At 40.9% G+C, this 17566-nt stretch carries 10 protein-coding genes; 3 read left to right on the forward strand and 7 right to left on the reverse strand.

Annotation, left to right across the window (positions count from 1 at the left end; all coding sequences use genetic code 11):
• Positions 1 to 160 precede the first annotated feature (160 nt).
• The 3 genes from N8M95_RS01265 to N8M95_RS01275 are packed head-to-tail and all read left to right on the forward strand — an operon-like array spanning position 161 to position 4002.
• Entirely contained in the window at positions 161 to 1204 is a 1044-nt protein-coding gene (locus N8M95_RS01265; RefSeq protein ID WP_000752716.1) for a dihydrolipoamide acetyltransferase, read from the forward strand.
• 45 nt (positions 1205 to 1249) lie between these two features.
• On the forward strand, positions 1250 to 2953 hold the full coding sequence (gene lpdA / locus N8M95_RS01270; RefSeq protein ID WP_261031134.1) for a dihydrolipoyl dehydrogenase: 1704 nt from the start codon (positions 1250 to 1252) through the stop codon (positions 2951 to 2953).
• 59 nt (positions 2954 to 3012) lie between these two features.
• Entirely contained in the window at positions 3013 to 4002 is a 990-nt protein-coding gene (locus N8M95_RS01275) for a lipoate--protein ligase (RefSeq protein WP_261116443.1), read from the forward strand.
• A 73-nt stretch (positions 4003 to 4075) separates the two neighbouring features.
• Here the strand turns inward: N8M95_RS01275 and xerS are convergent, their stop codons facing one another.
• The 7 genes from xerS to rexB all read right to left on the reverse strand — a co-directional run bounded on the left by xerS (position 4076) and on the right by rexB (position 17475).
• Positions 4076 to 5146 carry a tyrosine recombinase XerS gene (gene xerS / locus N8M95_RS01280; RefSeq protein ID WP_261116444.1) on the reverse strand — a complete coding sequence of 357 codons (1071 nt, stop codon included), beginning with the start codon at positions 5144 to 5146 and terminating at the stop codon, positions 4076 to 4078.
• Between the two features lie 836 nt (positions 5147 to 5982).
• On the reverse strand, positions 5983 to 7533 hold the full coding sequence (locus N8M95_RS01285) for a ClC family H(+)/Cl(-) exchange transporter (protein ID WP_084924445.1): 1551 nt from the start codon (positions 7531 to 7533) through the stop codon (positions 5983 to 5985).
• 16 nt (positions 7534 to 7549) lie between these two features.
• On the reverse strand, positions 7550 to 8329 hold the full coding sequence (locus N8M95_RS01290; protein ID WP_261116445.1) for a ribonuclease HII: 780 nt from the start codon (positions 8327 to 8329) through the stop codon (positions 7550 to 7552).
• A complete protein-coding gene (ylqF, locus tag N8M95_RS01295) occupies positions 8316 to 9167 on the reverse strand; it encodes a ribosome biogenesis GTPase YlqF (RefSeq protein WP_261116446.1) in 852 nt (283 codons plus the stop codon). The genes N8M95_RS01290 and ylqF overlap by 14 nt, the downstream gene beginning before the upstream one ends.
• Positions 9168 to 9356: 189 nt before the next feature.
• The gene (locus tag N8M95_RS01300; RefSeq protein ID WP_020901375.1) at positions 9357 to 10535 is read right to left on the reverse strand and encodes a hypothetical protein; all 1179 of its coding nucleotides are present in this window, start codon (positions 10533 to 10535) and stop codon (positions 9357 to 9359) included.
• Positions 10536 to 10552: 17 nt separating this feature from the next.
• Positions 10553 to 14203 carry a helicase-exonuclease AddAB subunit AddA gene (gene addA, locus N8M95_RS01305; RefSeq protein WP_261116447.1) on the reverse strand — a complete coding sequence of 1217 codons (3651 nt, stop codon included), beginning with the start codon at positions 14201 to 14203 and terminating at the stop codon, positions 10553 to 10555.
• Complete coding sequence (gene rexB, locus N8M95_RS01310) at positions 14200 to 17475, reverse strand: ATP-dependent nuclease subunit B (RefSeq protein ID WP_261116448.1); 3276 nt, start codon at positions 17473 to 17475, stop codon at positions 14200 to 14202. The genes addA and rexB overlap by 4 nt, the downstream gene beginning before the upstream one ends.
• Positions 17476 to 17566 lie beyond the last annotated feature (91 nt).

Raw genomic sequence — 17566 nt, forward strand, 5'->3', positions numbered from 1 at the left:
TCGGTCGCTTTTAAACGCCCTTTGTATCATTTAATTGAATTCGGACGGAGGTCTGCGAAAAAAAGATAGATTTCCTTGTGTTCATCGAACACATCGTCAATCTCCTATTTTTTCATTGCCCTCTGCGTCCTTAATATCTTAGTATAGAATTGGAGAGGTCATGGCTGATGACAAGCTAAGAGCGACTCCTGCAGCTAGAAAGTTAGCGGATGATTTAGGGATCAACCTCTACGATGTTTCTGGCTCAGGTGCAAACGGTCGTGTCCACAAAGAAGACGTGGAAACTTATAAAGACACAAACGTGGTTCGCATTTCGCCACTTGCAAAACGAATTGCCCTCGAACATAATATTGCTTGGCAGGAAATCCAAGGAACGGGTCATCGTGGTAAAATCATGAAGAAGGACGTTTTAGCCTTGCTTCCTGAAAATATCGAAAACGATACCATCAAGTCTCCTGCCCAGATTGAAAAAGTGGAAGAAGTTCCTGATAATGTAACACCATACGGTGAAATTGAGCGTATTCCAATGACACCAATGCGTAAGGTTATTGCCCAACGTATGGTTGAATCTTACCTAACTGCTCCAACCTTCACCCTCAACTATGAAGTTGATATGACGGAAATGTTGGCTCTTCGTAAGAAGGTTCTGGAGCCAATCATGGAAGCAACTGGGAAGAAGACTACTGTAACAGACCTTCTTTCACTTGCGGTTGTTAAGACTCTTATGAAACACCCATACATCAACGCTTCATTGACAGAAGATGGCAAGACCATTATCACTCACAACTATGTCAACCTTGCGATGGCAGTTGGTATGGATAATGGATTAATGACACCTGTTGTTTACAATGCTGAGAAGATGAGTCTTTCAGAACTGGTTGTAGCCTTTAAAGATGTGATTGGCCGTACCTTGGATGGTAAATTGGCTCCAAGTGAACTGCAAAATTCAACATTTACTATCAGTAATTTGGGAATGTTTGGCGTTCAGTCCTTTGGTCCGATCATCAACCAACCAAACTCAGCTATCCTTGGTGTGAGTTCGACAATTGAGAAGCCAGTTGTCGTCAATGGTGAAATTGTGATTCGCCCAATCATGAGTCTAGGATTAACCATTGACCACCGTGTCGTAGATGGTATGGCTGGTGCTAAGTTTATGAAAGACTTGAAAGAATTGATTGAAAATCCAATCTCAATGTTGATTTAAGAGCAAGAATATTCATTTTTAAGATATAGAAAAAGGAAGGAAGACATGGCCTTAGAAGTAATTATGCCAAAAGCCGGCGTGGATATGACAGAAGGACAAATCGTCCAATGGAATAAAAAAGTCGGAGAATTTGTAAAAGAAGGAGAAATCCTTTTGGAAATCATGACTGACAAAGTCAGCATGGAATTGGAAGCCGAAGAAGATGGTTATTTGATTGCCATTCTCAAAGGAGATGGTGAAACTGTCCCTGTAACGGAAGTTATCGGTTACCTTGGTGAAGAAGGGGAAAACATCCCAACAGCTGGAGCAGCAGCGCCAGAAGCTAGCCCAGCACCTGCAGCAAGTGCCTCAAACGATGATGGTAAGAGCGATGATGCTTTTGATATCGTTGTGATTGGTGGAGGTCCTGCTGGTTATGTTGCAGCTATTAAAGCTGCCCAACTTGGTGGTAAGGTTGCCCTTGTTGAGAAATCTGAACTCGGTGGAACCTGCTTAAACCGTGGCTGTATCCCAACTAAGACCTACCTTCATAACGCTGAAATCATCGAGAATATCGGTCATGCCGCAAACCGTGGTATCGTCATCGAAAATCCAAACTTCACTGTTGATATGGACAAACTCCTTGAAACTAAGTCTAAGGTTGTTAATACTTTAGTTGGCGGAGTTGCAGGTCTGCTTCGTAGCTACGGAGTTACTGTTCACAAGGGAATTGGTACCATCACTAAAGATAAGAATGTTTTGGTAAATGGTTCTGAATTACTTGAAACCAAGAAAATCATCCTTGCTGGTGGTTCAAAAGTCAGCAAGATCAACGTCCCTGGTATGGAATCTCCACTTGTCATGACTAGTGATGACATTCTTGAAATGAATGAAGTACCAGAAAGCCTTGTTATCATCGGTGGTGGAGTTGTCGGTATCGAACTCGGTCAAGCCTTCATGACATTTGGTTCAAAAGTGACTGTTATCGAAATGATGGATCGTATCGTACCAGCTATGGATGCTGAAGTTTCTAAGAACCTTCGTTTGATCCTTGAGCGTAAAGGAATGACCATCTTGACTGGTACTAAACTGCAAGAAATCGTCGAGGAAAATGGTCAACTTCGTATCAAGGTTGAAGGAAAAGATGATATCATCGCAAGCAAAGCTCTTCTTTCAATTGGTCGTGTGCCAGACCTTGAAGGTATTGGAGAGGTTGAGTTTGAATTGGATCGTGGTCGTATCAAGGTCAACGAATACATGGAAACTTCTGTTCCAGGTATCTACGCACCAGGTGATATTAATGGTACTAAGATGTTAGCGCACGCAGCCTTCCGTATGGGGGAAGTTGCCGCTGAAAATGCCCTTAAAGGAAACCATGCTGTTGCTAAGTTGAACTTGACTCCAGCAGCTATCTACACTCTTCCTGAAGTAGCAGCAGTCGGTTTAACAGAAGAGCAAGCTCGTGAGAAATATGATGTTGCTATCGGTAAATTCAACTTTGCCGCAAACGGTCGTGCCATTGCCTCAGATGCAGCACAAGGTTTCGTAAAAGTCATCGCTGATAAGAAATACGGAGAAATCCTTGGTGTCCATATCATTGGTCCTGCAGCTGCAGAATTGATTAACGAGGCATCAAGCATTATCGAAATGGAAATCACTGTTGAAGAAATGCTGAAGACTATCCACGGACACCCAACCTACTCTGAAGTGATGTACGAAGCATTTGCGGATGTTTTAGGAATGGCCATCCATTCACCTAAGAAAAAATAAAAGAAAGATAGATTAGACTGGAAAGGTGTTTTCCAGTCTCTATCGTATAAAGGGATATCATGAAATATATTATCAATCATTCAAACGACACTGCCTTTAATATTGCCTTGGAAGAATATGCCTTTAAACACCTTTTGGATGAGGATCAAATCTTCCTACTTTGGATTAATAAGCCATCTATCATTGTTGGTCGTCACCAGAATACCATCGAAGAAATCAACCGTGATTATGTTCGAGAAAATGGTATTGAGGTGGTCCGCCGTATCAGCGGTGGTGGAGCTGTTTACCACGATTTAAATAACCTCAACTACACGATCATCTCAAAAGAAGATGAAAACAAGGCTTTTGACTTTAAGAGCTTCTCAACTCCAGTTATCAATACTTTGGCTCAACTTGGGGTTAAAGCTGAGTTCACAGGTCGTAACGACTTAGAAATCGACGGCAAGAAATTCTGTGGTAATGCCCAAGCCTATATCAATGGCCGTATCATGCACCACGGTTGCTTGCTCTTTGACGTTGATTTGTCAGTCCTTGCTAACGCCCTTAAGGTTTCAAAGGATAAATTTGAATCAAAAGGTGTGAAATCGGTTCGTGCTCGTGTCACCAATATTGTCAATGAATTACCAGAAAAAATCACAGTTGAAGAATTCCGTGATTTGCTCTTGGAATACATGAAAAAAGAGTACCCAGAGATGACTGAATACGTTTTTTCTGAGGAAGAATTAGCTGAAATCAATCGTATCAAGGATACCAAGTTTGGAACATGGGACTGGAATTACGGTAAATCACCTGAATTTAACGTCCGTCGTGGAACCAAATTCACCAGTGGCAAAGTGGAAATCTTTGCTAATGTTCTCGAATCAAAAATCCAAGACATCAAGATTTATGGGGATTTCTTTGGAATCGAAGATGTTGCTGCAGTAGAAGATGTCCTTCGTGGGGTGAAATACGAACGCGAAGATGTCTTTAAGGCGCTAGAAACCATTGACATTACTCGCTACTTTGCTGGAATTAGCCGTGAAGAAATCGCTGAAGCAATAGTTGGATAAATCAAAAAGAAGTTGGTTGTAGGACCAGCTTCTTTTTTAAAAATCATACATTACATAATTTATTTTATGTATTTCACAAACTATCTAGAGCATTCTTTTGTTCATCATTAACGATATGGGTATAGAGGTCAGTGACTTGTGTGCTGGCATGTCCTAGCTGATGGCTAACCAAAACTTGCGATTTAGTCGCATCATAAAGCCTAGTTGCTAGGGTATGTCGTAGTTTGTGGGGGGTTACACGCACTTTAAAATTCTCTGAGTACTTAGCAACCATTTTCTCAACACTGGAAGCATCGATACGATTAGGAACCCCTCTGTAGAGTGTCAAAAAAAGGGCTGTATCTGTTTTTTCTGTCTTATAGCGTTGATTACGAATGGCTAGATAATTCTCTAGATAAGGTTTTGCAAAGGCAGCAATATTGACCGAGTCACGTTTGCCACCTTTTCGAGTGACATCAATAACCATCATTTTGAGATTGAGATCCCTTAAATCCAGATTAACAGCTTCAGATAAGCGGACACCAGACGCCAAGAGAAGGGCGATAATGGCTAAATCTCGTTCTTTATTTTTGTTGAATGATGAGAGAGCTCGATTAGAGAGCTGTTGTGGGTACTCTTGGTCGATATAAGTTAGAAAACCTTCTGTTTCATCACCAAGAAAGAGTTTTTGCTTGATGTTTTCAGCTCTTGCAGCAAGAGTTTCTTTCTTTTTTTTGGTTGAAACTTTCTTCATTACATTACGATAAAAATAAGGCTCTCCCTGATCGTTTTCAACTTCCTCAGTCAGATACTTGTAAAGACTAGAAAGTGCTGACAAGGTCCGATTTATAGTTGTCTGTGAAACTCCTTGTTTGGTTGTATTAGCATTCAGCAAAGGACGTTCTCGAAGATAAAGGATAAAAGATTCCATGTCTTTCTTAGACATATTTTCCAAGACAGATAAAGGAATATCAGCCATTTTATCTGCGTTTGAGATACCAGACTCCAAAACCCAGCTGAAAAACCGATCATATTCCTTGAGGTATTCGTACAATGTTGTAAAACTGTAAGGAACAGCAAGCTTAGACTGGTAGTATTCCAGAACATACCATGGCATGATTTGTTTTAGTTTGTCGATTCGTTCTAATAAAATCTCACGTTTCATGTATTTTCTCCATAAATAAGTCTACTAGTAGTATAGCATAGACTTATTTATTTTTCAAGAAAATTATAGTTTTTCGGAAAGATGTCGTAGGAGTTTTTTTAAAAGTGATAAAAAGACTTAGACCTACAAACAAAAAAAATTTAAATCTTTGATAACTAAAAAATTTTTTTGGAACAAAAATAGCTAAAAATATACCTTATCAAAGTGAAAACTGGAATTTTTTCAAATGTACACTGTAACAAAAGTGAAATTCAAAACCTTATTAAACCAATATTTTTAGGCTTGCAAGGGGTTTAAAAGGGGCTGATTTTGTACATTACGCATCTAAGCTACTGAATCAAAAAATGTACTTTATTTAATCTTAAAATAAAGTACATTTCGATTATAAAGTACAAAAATTTCCAGTTTTTTTTGGAATTTCATTGTGAATCATTAGCTAGTGCTTTTTCTAGTTTCCAAATACTAAACCAGAATGAAATAGTCAGCAGAATAAGGAAAATAAAAAAGAAGATTATCAGTAACGAAACTTCTGTTCATTCTACATAACTGAAGAGCTATATAAGGAGCTATGAGACACAAAATACATTGTATAATTGCTATTGTTTTCTTTTTCATAATTTTAATCTTACTGTACAGATTTGATACAGTAAACTCCTTTCTAGCTTTATGCTTTTCATTTCTAACTTGATTATAGTCTTATTTTTACCAAAGTTCAATTACTTGTATGTGAAATATCTTATCTGTAAAAAATAACCGAGCTCATTGTTGAGAATCGGTTTTCTAATATATTTAATTAAGAAATTTATTTTTACATAACATAAATTATGTAAAAACTCCTACAACAACAAATCTTTGACTTTCCCAATTTCACTTTTTGGAATAACTAGGTGAATCATATCTCCGAGATACATTCTGGTTGAACCGTTAACAGTTTGGCTCTTGCCATTATGGACTTGAGTTGTGATGAGGATATTATGTGGTAAGTTGAGTTCGTGTACTTGTTTTCCAGCGATTTTGTCTGATACAGGAATTTCAATGAGGGTGACTTCTCCTTCATCTGTCGCTTCTTCTGGCAGAATTTTTTCCAACATAGCCTCATAGACTGGTGCACCCTTGAGTAGATCCATGATTATGTAGGCAACTAGGGTCACAAGTCCGAGTGGCATGAGATTGCGAATATCTCCTACCATCTCAGTTACGAGTATCATAGCAGTTAAGGGAGCCTTGGATATTGCTCCAAAATAGCCACTCATTCCCAGAATGACAAATATAGGGAATTGCTCCTGACTGACAAGTCCAAGATTGACACAAATAACACCAACTAGGGCTCCAAGTAAGGAACCAAGCGCTAAAATTGGTAGGAAAATTCCTCCTGGAAGGCCACTTCCATAACTAATCATGCTCCAAATAAAACGAATCAAAAAGTAAACTAATAGAACTTGGAAACTAAAATCTTGCTCAGTTAGGGAAAGAACCAGCTGATTTCCACCACCAAGGATTTGGGGTAAGAAAATTCCCACTGGTATGATGAGAATGAAGGCCAAAATTGGATAATAAGCTCTATCCAAACGGATTTTTTGACCAAGCCAATCATAAACTCGACCAACATTGAGCACAGCTTTCTCATAGAGAAAACCAGATAGTCCAAGAAAAACTCCCATAAGGAGGTAAATCCAATACTGATCTAGGGTCATGAGAGGGATATTATCAGGCATGTCTAGCACTGGCGTTAGGCCAAATATGAGTAGTGAGACAAAGTTTGCTACGAGACTAGCTGCGAGAGTAGAAACCCAGAAAAAGCGAGAAAAATGGTGATAAACTTCTTCTACTACAAAGAGAAGCCCTGCAATCGGTGCATTAAAGGCTGCAGCTAGACCAGCGGCAGCTCCACTCGCAATCAGGGAACGTTCCTCTACTGGACTGGATTTGAGCCATTTGGCAATTCCTTTACCACCGACTGCTCCAAGTTGAATACTTGGTCCTTCACGCCCCAGCATGAGGCCACTTGCAATAGCAAGAATTCCTAGAATATATTTTTTCCAAAGAACTCCCCACCAGTTGAGAGTCATCAATCCCTTTAATTCGGCTTCGACTTGAGGAATTCCTGAGCCTTTGATATCTTTTTCTGATCGAGTTAATTTCGCACTGAGCCAGCAGATGAGTAAGTAAAATAAAACCAGTACAAAAAGATTGCGCACTAGGTGCGCTTGATCTTGATAAAGTCCTTGTATCAGGTGGAATCCTTTTTCAATTAAGAAACGAAAGGATCCAACGATAATTCCAACAATGAGACCAACAATGATTCCTCGTCCAACTTGGGATAATATAGTACTTGAGGCAAAGGCAAATTCTTTCTTGGAACTGAGTGTTTCTGACTGTTCCTCCATAATCATTCCTTCTAACTTAACTTTCTTTTTCTCCTGAAACCAGTGATTTAACGGGTTCAAAGCTGGTTCGGTGAATTGGGGTAACTCCTAGTTTTGTGAGGCCTTTCAGGTGTTTAGCTGTTCCATATCCTGCATTTGCAGCAAAATCATAGCCAGGGAACTGCTGATCGTATTCCTTCATCAATTCATCACGTGTCACCTTGGCTACTATAGAAGCTGCTGCAATTGAAAGGGAATTAGCATCTCCTTTGATGATAGATGTTTGTGAAATTGGTAAATCCAGTTTCATGGCATCGATCAAAAGGTGCTCAGGTTGAGGACTGAGCTGGGAAATTGCTTCCTGCATGGCTAGTTTGGTTGCTTCATAGATATTGACTTGGTCGATGACCTGATTATCTATGATACCAATGCCGATTGATAAAGCTTGGTCTTGAACTGCTTGGAAAATCTCCAGATGTTTCTTTTTAGGAATTTTCTTGCTGTCATTGAGGCCTTTAATTTTACAATCTTGAGGTAAAATAACAGCTGCAGCGACTACAGGCCCAGCCAGAGGACCACGACCTACCTCATCAACACCAGCAATTAAGGTCAATCCTTGCTTGTTCAGTTCTTTTTCATAGGAAAGCATGGATTCCAAACGAAAATCTTCATCCAATTCTGCCTGAATGGCTTTTTTACGCTTGCTGATTTCCTTTTTAACTCCAGAACGATCATCCTTTTCAAGCTCTAAAAAAATAGGGCTATCAAGGTTCTTGACTGTTGCAAGGAGTTCTTTGATTTCTTTAATCGTCGCCATCGAGATCTTCCAATGTATCTAAGGTATAGTTACCGAGTTTGCCGTCGCGGACTTCCTTCACGAAGAGACTGTAAAAGCGGTCATAGTCATCACGGAAACCAAGGGCGCGAGTCATATCCATAATAATAACAGGCGCTTCTTCTTCAATTTTCATTTGTTTGAAGCGTTCAGCCAACTTTTCCGGATAATGTTCTTTGAAATAATTGAGACCAAAAATAGTTACCTCATCCATAGGAAGCAACTGGTCTTTAATAGCTCCAGTCAAGGCCAACTTAAGCGCAACAGTTTCATCCTCAAACTTAGGCCAGAGAATACCCGGTGTATCCAAGATTTCCAAGTCTTTATTGGTTTTGAGCCATTGTTGTCCCTTGGTAACCCCTGGTTTATTGCCGACAACGGCAATTTTCTTACCAGCCAAACGGTTCATAAGCGTTGATTTACCAGCATTTGGAATCCCGATAATCATGGTACGCAAGGTTTCGATCTGAATCCCACGTTCTTTCTGGCGAGCAATCTTATCAGCCATGAGCTTTTTGGCCGCATCTGTTACAACTTTTACAGTCACTTGCTCTTTGGAGTTGATAGCTAGCGTCTGAATTCCTTGTGATTCAAAATACTGACGCCATTCCTTGGTCATTGCTGGATCAGCCAAGTCTACCTTATTTAAAATCAAGAGTTTTGGTTTGTCACCAACAATCTTGGTCAACATAGGATTTTGACTAGATAGAGGTAAGCGTGCATCAACCAAAATCGTCACAAAATCAACAAATTTTAAATTCTCCTGCACTTGTCGACGAGCTTTAGACATGTGACCAGGAAACCATTGAATAGTAGCCATAATATATCTCCTTCGGATTGAAAAAAATTGTAAAAACGTTTTCTTTCTTATCCTCTATTCTATCATAAATTATTCTTTTTTGCACAAGCTTTTATTTGTAATAGCTACTTTATAAAGGAAGGCTGATTTCAAATCTACTTAATTTATATATTAACTTTATATAAAATTCTAAGACTTATATATTTAGTTTTAGATGAGTATTCGAGATAAAAATGGGACTATGCAATTTGTCAAAATTCCTTCTATCCAGCTTTCTTGTGCTGAAGAGAGATGATCTGCTTGGAGGCTTTCTTTTAAAAAATCTCGAACTTGTTCTGGTGCGATTTCAAACTCAAAGGCTTTCATTTTATAGAAAAAGTCGAGCAGATGGTCTGACAGATATTCAGTTGAAAAGGGTACTTCTCCACTTTTTCGATATTCTAATAAGAGCCGAGCAAATCTGGATTTTTCTTCAGGAAGCTCACGAAAATAGGAATTGAGAAGCCAGGTCTGCTTCTGCTTTCTTTCCACTGGATCCTGACCAGCTATTCGTTGGTCTTTTTCCAACTCTTTTTGGTATTGTTTGGCTTTGATAGCCCGTTCTGTCCGATTTTTACCAAAAAGAATTTTCTCCCACTTGCGTTCTTCTTGAGTCAAGGTCTCTGTAAATCCAAAGTAATCTTGATAGGCTCGCTCTGCTGGGCCCATGGCTAGGACTAGATTGTCTGCATATTGCTTGGCGATTTTATCCCTCTTCCTGCGCTCTTTCTCTGCCTGGATACGAAGTTCTTGTTCGTAATCAATTTTCTCCTTACCTAGCTTGACAAGATAGAGTTGGTCATCTGGTTTTCCAAGTAAAAAGGGTTTGATACATTTTTCAAGAACTTCCTCCATACGAGCTTTCTTCTTGGGTTCTGCCTTGGTCCAACTGCCTCCTTGAAAGACTTCTAGGAAGAGCTGGTGGTCTTTCTCAGGTGAGAACTGATTGCCACGATTGGGTTTAAAAACACCTTTTTCCCAGAGCCACTTTAGAAGACGCTCGTCAAAGTCACTTTTGCTAACCTTGATTTTTTCCTTTTTATGGGCTTTTCTGGTGAGATTTTCAACCTTTCTGAGTAGTTTTTCTTCTTCTTCTAGTTGCTGGTCAAGGGTCAAACGATGAAAATGCCGAACACAGTCGCTACCGATAGGAAAGAGGCGTTGACCGGTGACACCGTTAAAGAGTTCGTAAGCGTACTTGATGGCATTTCCACAGACACAATTGCTACGGCCGATTCCATTAAAAATCAAGGAAACTTCATTCCATTCCTTGGTAGCTTGTTCCCAAGTATCAGCTTTTGAAGCATGTAACACCGCATCATGCAGGGATTTTCTAACTGGAAGTGTCATGAGGTCTCCTTTCTAGATTATACTTTTACAACTTGAACCTCTTCTTTACCTAGTAAAATCAAGTATTTTTCAATATTTTCAATCGAATAGGCTCGTGATAAAGCCTCTCCGTATAGGGCTAACTGACCACGATAACGATCTATGAGTTGACTTGGATCATCATAGCGATCTGTCTTATAGTCGAACAGAACGATTTTGTCTTCGTAAAGTAGATAACCATCAAGGATACCACGGACAACGAAATCTTCCTGACTCTTTTGGTCTCGTTTAAGCATGGAGAAAGGTTGCTCGCGATAGAGATGGTCGGTATTATCAAGAATTTCCTGACCGAGTGCTGTGTCAAAGAATGCAAGAATTTTAGCAAGATTGATCTTGTCTCTGACAGCTGGGCTGGTTTGAACTTGTTTGAGAGTTTCTGTCAGGCTAGCAAGCGTTGGTAGCTGACTGAGATCCATTCTCTGCATGAGTTCGTGGGTAGCACTACCAATCTCAGCTCCTGTTACCTTTTCTTTGCTTGAAAAATCTGGCAAATCAAAGTTGATTTTCTTGTCTACTGACTGTCTTTGACTAGCAATCTCGACACCTTCCATATTCATAACTGGTTCGTAGAATTTCTTGATTTGACTTGGGGTTTGAACACTAGGAAGTTCAATGGCTGCGCGGTGAAGAGTATTATATACTTCTACTTCTTTCAGCATTTCAAGAGCTTCTTTAATGGTTTCTGACTGACGATTGTCTGTTTGGGAGCTATCTTGGAGAGGATTTTTGTTTTCCAATTCTCCGATAGCTTCTCTAGTCAGCTGATCTTCACCAACAAAACGATAGCTAAAGTTGAGATGATCCTTTGCAAACACTTTACTGATAGCCCAAATCCAATCTTGGAAATTCTTGGCTTGAAGTCTAGTGTTGCTATTTAGTTTTCCATTTTTAGCTGCTGGGTATTCCTTGGCTTCCAGCTTTTCACGAGACCCCTTACCGACAAGATAGAGCTTTTTCTCAGCCCGTGTCATGGCAACATAAAGAAGGCGCATCTGCTCTGAGTAGCTTGCCAGCTGCAGTTCTTCCTCATTTTGCCTATAGGTCAGGCTAGGAATAGAGAGTTTGATGGTTCTAGGGTAGTGGGCTTCCACTGCTCCTGTATCTATCTTGGCAATATACTTGACACCTAGTCCATTTTTACGACTGAGAATGACTTCTGACATGGTGTCTTGCTTGTTGAAATCTTGATCCATATTGAGAATAAAGACGTAAGGAAACTCTAGCCCTTTACTCTTGTGAATAGTCATGAGCTCTACTGCATCTTTTGGCAGTGCGACGGCCACGCTTGTCAAATCGTGCTGGGCTTCTAGGACCTTGTCAATCATGCTAATAAAACGTGACAAGCCTTTGAAATTGCTCTTTTCAAATTGATCTGCTCTCAAAGCTAGGGCATAGAGATTGGCCTGTCTAGCAGGACCATTGGGCAAAGCTCCAACATAGTCATAATAAAAACGGTCATTGTAAATCTTCCAAATCAAGTCATAGAGGGAGTGGGATTTGGCATACAAGCGCCAAGAAGCCAAGATATCCATGAATTGGTTTAGTTTCTCAGCTAGAGCGGTGTGAATCAAGTTTCTCTTGTTGCTTGCCTGTTTTTTAGTATTGACCAATTTCTCATAGAGATTTTCTTGGCTTTTATCCTCTGCTTTCTGAAGGGACAAACGTGCTAACTCGTCCTCATCAAAGCTAAACATCTGAGACTTCATAAGGGCAACCAAGGCATAGTCTTGCAGGGGATTGTGAATGACACGAAGGGTGTCTAGCATGACTTGCACTTCTAGAGATTGGAGATAGTTGTTTTGCTCTCCGTCTGTTTTGACGGGAATCCCGTACTCAGACAGGGCGAGAAGAATCTGGTCATTACGACTGCGGCTGGAGGTCAGAAGAGCAATTTCCTTAAATGCCACACCTTTTTCCTGATGAAGTTTCAGAATCTCCTTGATGACTAAGCGCATCTCACCTGTTAGTTTCGTTTCTGCTTGGCTCTCTTCTTCCTCACCTGTATCGTCCTTATCGTAGAGAAGCAATTCCGCCTTGTTGTCTGGATTAGGAGTCAGTTTGGTATTGGCAAAAACAAGCTGGTGCATGTTATCATAGTTGATTTCGCCGACCTCTTGGTCCATGAGACGTTCAAAGACATCATTGGTTGCTGACAGCACTTCTGAACTACTACGGAAATTTTCTTTGAGGAGAATGAGCTTGCCTTCTTGGGGATTTTGCGCATAGCGTTGGAATTTCTCATTGAAAATCTGCGGGTCTGCCTGACGGAAACGATAGATAGATTGCTTGATATCTCCTACCATAAAGCGATTGTGGCCATTAGACAGCAATTCCAGCATCCGTTCTTGAATATGGTTGGTATCCTGATACTCATCGACCATGACTTCATGAAAGCGCTCCTGATAAGCCTCACGGACTTGCGGGAAATTCTCTAAAATTTCAATGGTGTAATGGCTGATATCAGCAAACTCAAAGGCATTTTCCTGGCGTTTACGCTGACGATAAGCCTCTACAAAATCACTCATGAAGGTTTGGAAAGTCTTAGCTAGTTCCCATGTGTCTTCATGATAACGTTCTTGATAGTCGAGAATCGTTATCTGGTCTGACAGTTGTCCTAGTTTAGCAAACTGTGCCTTTCTTTCTTCGTTGTAGGCATCGGCCAGTGGCTTCAAATCAGCCTTACGGCTGGCATTAGTCAGAGCTCGGCCGTTTTTCTCTTTCGAAATTGCGACAACACGCGCAAGCACTGCTTGATAAGCCTGACTATCGGACTCCTGATTTAGGGAGCCAATTTCATCCAGAATTAATTGAACACTTTCTAGATAAGCAGCCTTTGGAAACTCCTTGGCATCATTATCCAGATGGTAACGGAAGAAACTTTCCAAGTCCCAAAGCGCCTGTTTGATTTGCTCAGTTAGTTTTTCTTTTTCACTGGTAAAATCAGCTTTTTCAAAGCCTTTGAGGAAAGATTCATTCAGCCATTTCTGAGGATTACTAGTGGATTGGAGGAAGTCATAAATTTTATAGACTTGCTGGCGCAGACCCCGTTCATCTTTTCCACGTCCAGCAAAATTTTTCAGCAAATGGCTAAACTTCTTTTTCTGTTTACCTTGGTAATGGACTTCAAAGACCTCATGGAAGACTTCGTTTTTTAGAAGGAGTTGCTCACTTTGGTTTTGTAAAATCCTGAAATTAGGCGCAATGTCAATCAGATAACCATGTTTACCAAGGAATTTTTGTGTGAAAGAGTCCATGGTTCCGATGGCTGCGTTGGGTAGGTCTGACAACTGGCGACCCAAGTGTTGTTTGAGGTCAACATCGCTGCTTTCTTGGATTTGTTGGCTGATTTTTTTCTCCAAACGCTCCTTAAGCTCTGTGGCAGCCTTGACGGTAAAGGTTGAGATGAAGAGTTGACTGATTTCCACACCACGCGCCAATTGGTCCAGAATACGCTCTGCCATAACAAAGGTCTTTCCAGAACCAGCCGATGCTGAAACGAGGATATTTTGACCAGAAGTGTAGATGGCTTCGATTTGCTCGGCAGTTTTCTTCTGTTCCTTGCTCGAACTCGCTTCTGCTTCTTGCAAGTTTTGAATTTCCTCCTCAGTTAAAAAGGGAATAGGCTTCATCGATTCAACTCCTCTCTTATTTTTTCAAACCAAGCTTGCTTGAGTTTTTCTCCGACCAGACGTTTACCATCAGCTAAATCCAATTTTTCTAGGAAACGGGCTTGTCCTAAGTGGTAATTAGCTTCAAATCCAGTAATAGCCTGATGTTGCTGAACATATGGGGCAATACTTCTGCCGTTTTCTGTGTATGGATTGATAGAGAACTGACCTGCTAAAATCTTCTCTGCTGCTTTCTTGTAAAGATGGGCATTGTAGTCCAGTAGGAGCTGGAATTCCTCATCTGTCAGCTGATTGGCCTTGTTTTTATTGTAAAATTCACCCAAATGACTGCTTTCTTTTTCTAAAAAGAGTCCTTGGTATTTCATAGACTTGCTGGCTTCTACTACTGCACCTGCCAGACTTTTAACGGCCATCAGAGATTGAACAGGCTCAGCCATTTCCAAGTACATGGCACCGAAAAAATTCTTCTCCCCTTCTCTTTTTAGAGCAGCTAAATAGGTTGGCAACTGGGAATTGAGTCCATTAAAGAAATGAGGAAACTGGAACTGAGTTAGACTAGACTTGTAGTCTACTACTCCGATCGCTCCATCAGCTTTTAATCGGTCAATCCGATCCACCTTGCCTCTTACAAAGACATTGCGTCCATTGTCCAATTGAATAAAGGCTTGCTCTTTTCCACCGAAATTCGCCTCTTCTTTGATGGTTTCGATGGCTGGATTGTGTCGGAGAATATGTCCAGTCGTCCGTGCAACATCAAGCAAAACTTCTTTGGTAAACTGGGCTTCCAAACTTTCCTGATAAATAGCCTCAAATTCCCGTTCTTGACTGGTTTCTTGGATAGCCTGTTCTAGACGTTTGTCAAAGGAATCTTCGTCAGGCAACTGCAAGGCACGTTCAAATATACGGTGCAAGAAATTTCCGTGACTACGAGCATCTGGACGCAGGCGCAATTCCTCCTGCAAGCCTAACACGTAGCGAAGAAAATAACTATATTCATTGCGATAAAACTCCGTCAAACCGGAGGTAGACAGGTAAAACTCCTGATCAGTAGGATAAAGAGCTTGTAAGGTATCCTTGGTCAAGGGCTTGCTACTCGGGCTGGTTGGCAGGGCTGGATTTTCCAAACCTTGCTGGTCTAGTTTTTTACCCATGACACGCGCTAGAACCTTGATAAAGGTCAAATCTTGCTCATTCTCACTCGTCTCGCTCTGCTGGTGATAGGCAACTAGACTGGACAAAAGACTGTGATATGACCCCATATCTTCCTTAGACAGCCCTTTGTGATTCATCCTCTTCTCTTTCCTGCTAAATCCAAAATGGACTAGCTCTTGAAGATAAGCTGATTCCTTGCTTTCACTTTCGTTAAAAAGGCTTGGAGCCGACAAGACCAACTGCTTACGAGCAGAATTGACCAAGGAAAGCATAGTGTAGCGATTTTTCTTGAGATTTTCACTGCTAGCAATCAGCAATTGCGCCCCATCTTCTGTCGCTTGGTTTAGGCTCTGTCTTTCTTCGTCTGTCAAAAGACTGGTGTTTTGCGCAATTTTTGGTAAATTGTCCTGAGTCAGCCCAATGGCATAGACAAAGTCAGATGTTAAGGGCGCAATCAAATCGTAACTCTGCACCAGAACGGTGTCCACTGTTGCTGGAATAGTGCGATACTGAGATAAACTCATTCCAGAATTGAGCAAGGCTAGGAAGTCTTCCAGACTAACCTGTGAACCAGCAAAAACAGTTGCAAATTGTTCTAAAACATGGCAGAAAGCCTTCCAAACTTCGGCTTGTCTTTCCTGCTCTAGGGCTTCCATGGTGGCTGTTAAGTCTTGCAACTGCTTGGTCACCGCTCCTTCTTTTAGAAAAGAATTCCACTTTTGCAAGAGATTTTCAGCCTTTTGTTTTCGACTGACAAAGAGGGTCTCAAGAGGCGCTACAATCTGCAGACGAAGAGCATTTAAACGTTCCAAATTAAATTTTCCATGGTGGGATTTGGTGAAGGATTGCTGAAAGGCTGGCAAGCCATTGATACCAAGATAGCGGATATATTGTTCAAAAGCATCAATATCAGCCTGATTAAGATCGGTATACAGACCTGTTCTAAGAAGGTTTATCAAATCCTCCTGACGGAAACGATAGCGTTTTAAAGCCAAAATAGACTCTACAAACTGAGTCAAGGGATGGTGCGCCATGGATTCGCTTCTACCAAGATAGAAAGGAATCTGATACTGGGCAAAAATGGTTTTCAGCGATAACTGGTAAGAAGCTACATCCCCCAAGAGAATCCGAAAATGCTTGTAGCTCAGGTCTGAGTTCTCATGCAATTTCTGACGAATGTTACGGGCTACTAGCTCCAACTCCTCCTTTTGCGTCAAACAAGACCAGATTTGTAAGTTTTCACGATCCTTCTCATCGACATCCAAAGCGAGTTCTGAAAAGTCATAAGAAGACTCCAACAAACGAGAGGCCTTGTCAAAGCTATCCATCTTCTCATGAGTTTGAGAACAGTCCTGAGCAGGCGTTTGGTATTTAGCAGCTAAATGATGGAGAAACTCCACACTGGCTTGATAGAGATTGCCTTCAGCGAATGGGCTGGTATAGGCTTTCTTACTAGCATAGGCTCCAATGACAATCTCAACACCCTTGCCATGAAGTAAGTCCACAATTCGCTCTTCCTCAGCAGAAAAACGGGTAAATCCATCAATAACCAAGGCGATTTGAGTAAAATCACTACTAACTTTGTCATTCTCAATAGCCTCAATCAAATGGGACAATTGACTTCCCTGAGCTAACTGCCCTTGGTTAAGATAGGCCGTTACTTTCTCAAAAATCAAGAGTAAGTCTGCTCGCTTGTCCTCATCCGTCAAACTCTCCAAGTCCAAAAAACTCATTTGAGCAGTCGTCATCTCATGATAAAGGTCAATCAACTGCTGGATAAATTGAGGATCCTGCTTGATAGCTCCATAAACACGTAAATTCTTGGGATCAAGTTCTGCAAGACATTTGTAAAATGCCATCCCAAGACCGATATCATCAAGACTAGTTTTAGCTGGTAAATCATTCAAGACCAGGTAACGAGCCATTTGAGCAAAGCGCGTGACGGTAATCGCAAAAGAAGCCTGCTGGGACAAGCATTCCAGCACGGCGCGTTCTTTTTCAAAGGAAAGAGAGTTGGGGGCGATGTAGAAGACTCGCTTGCCAGCAGCAACTAACTGCTCCGACTCTCTGGTTAGAATTTCTGTCAAAGAAGTCCGAATATCAGTATAAAGTAATTTCATCTCAGCCTCGTTGGAATTTTTCATTACTTTTTATTATACCATGATTAGTCCAAAGATTCCTCCTCCTTTCCTCTAAAATATGCTATAATAA

Origin of the sequence: Streptococcus mitis (assembly GCF_946190325.1) — a bacterium.
Classification (GTDB): Bacteria; Bacillota; Bacilli; order Lactobacillales; family Streptococcaceae; genus Streptococcus; species Streptococcus mitis_CF.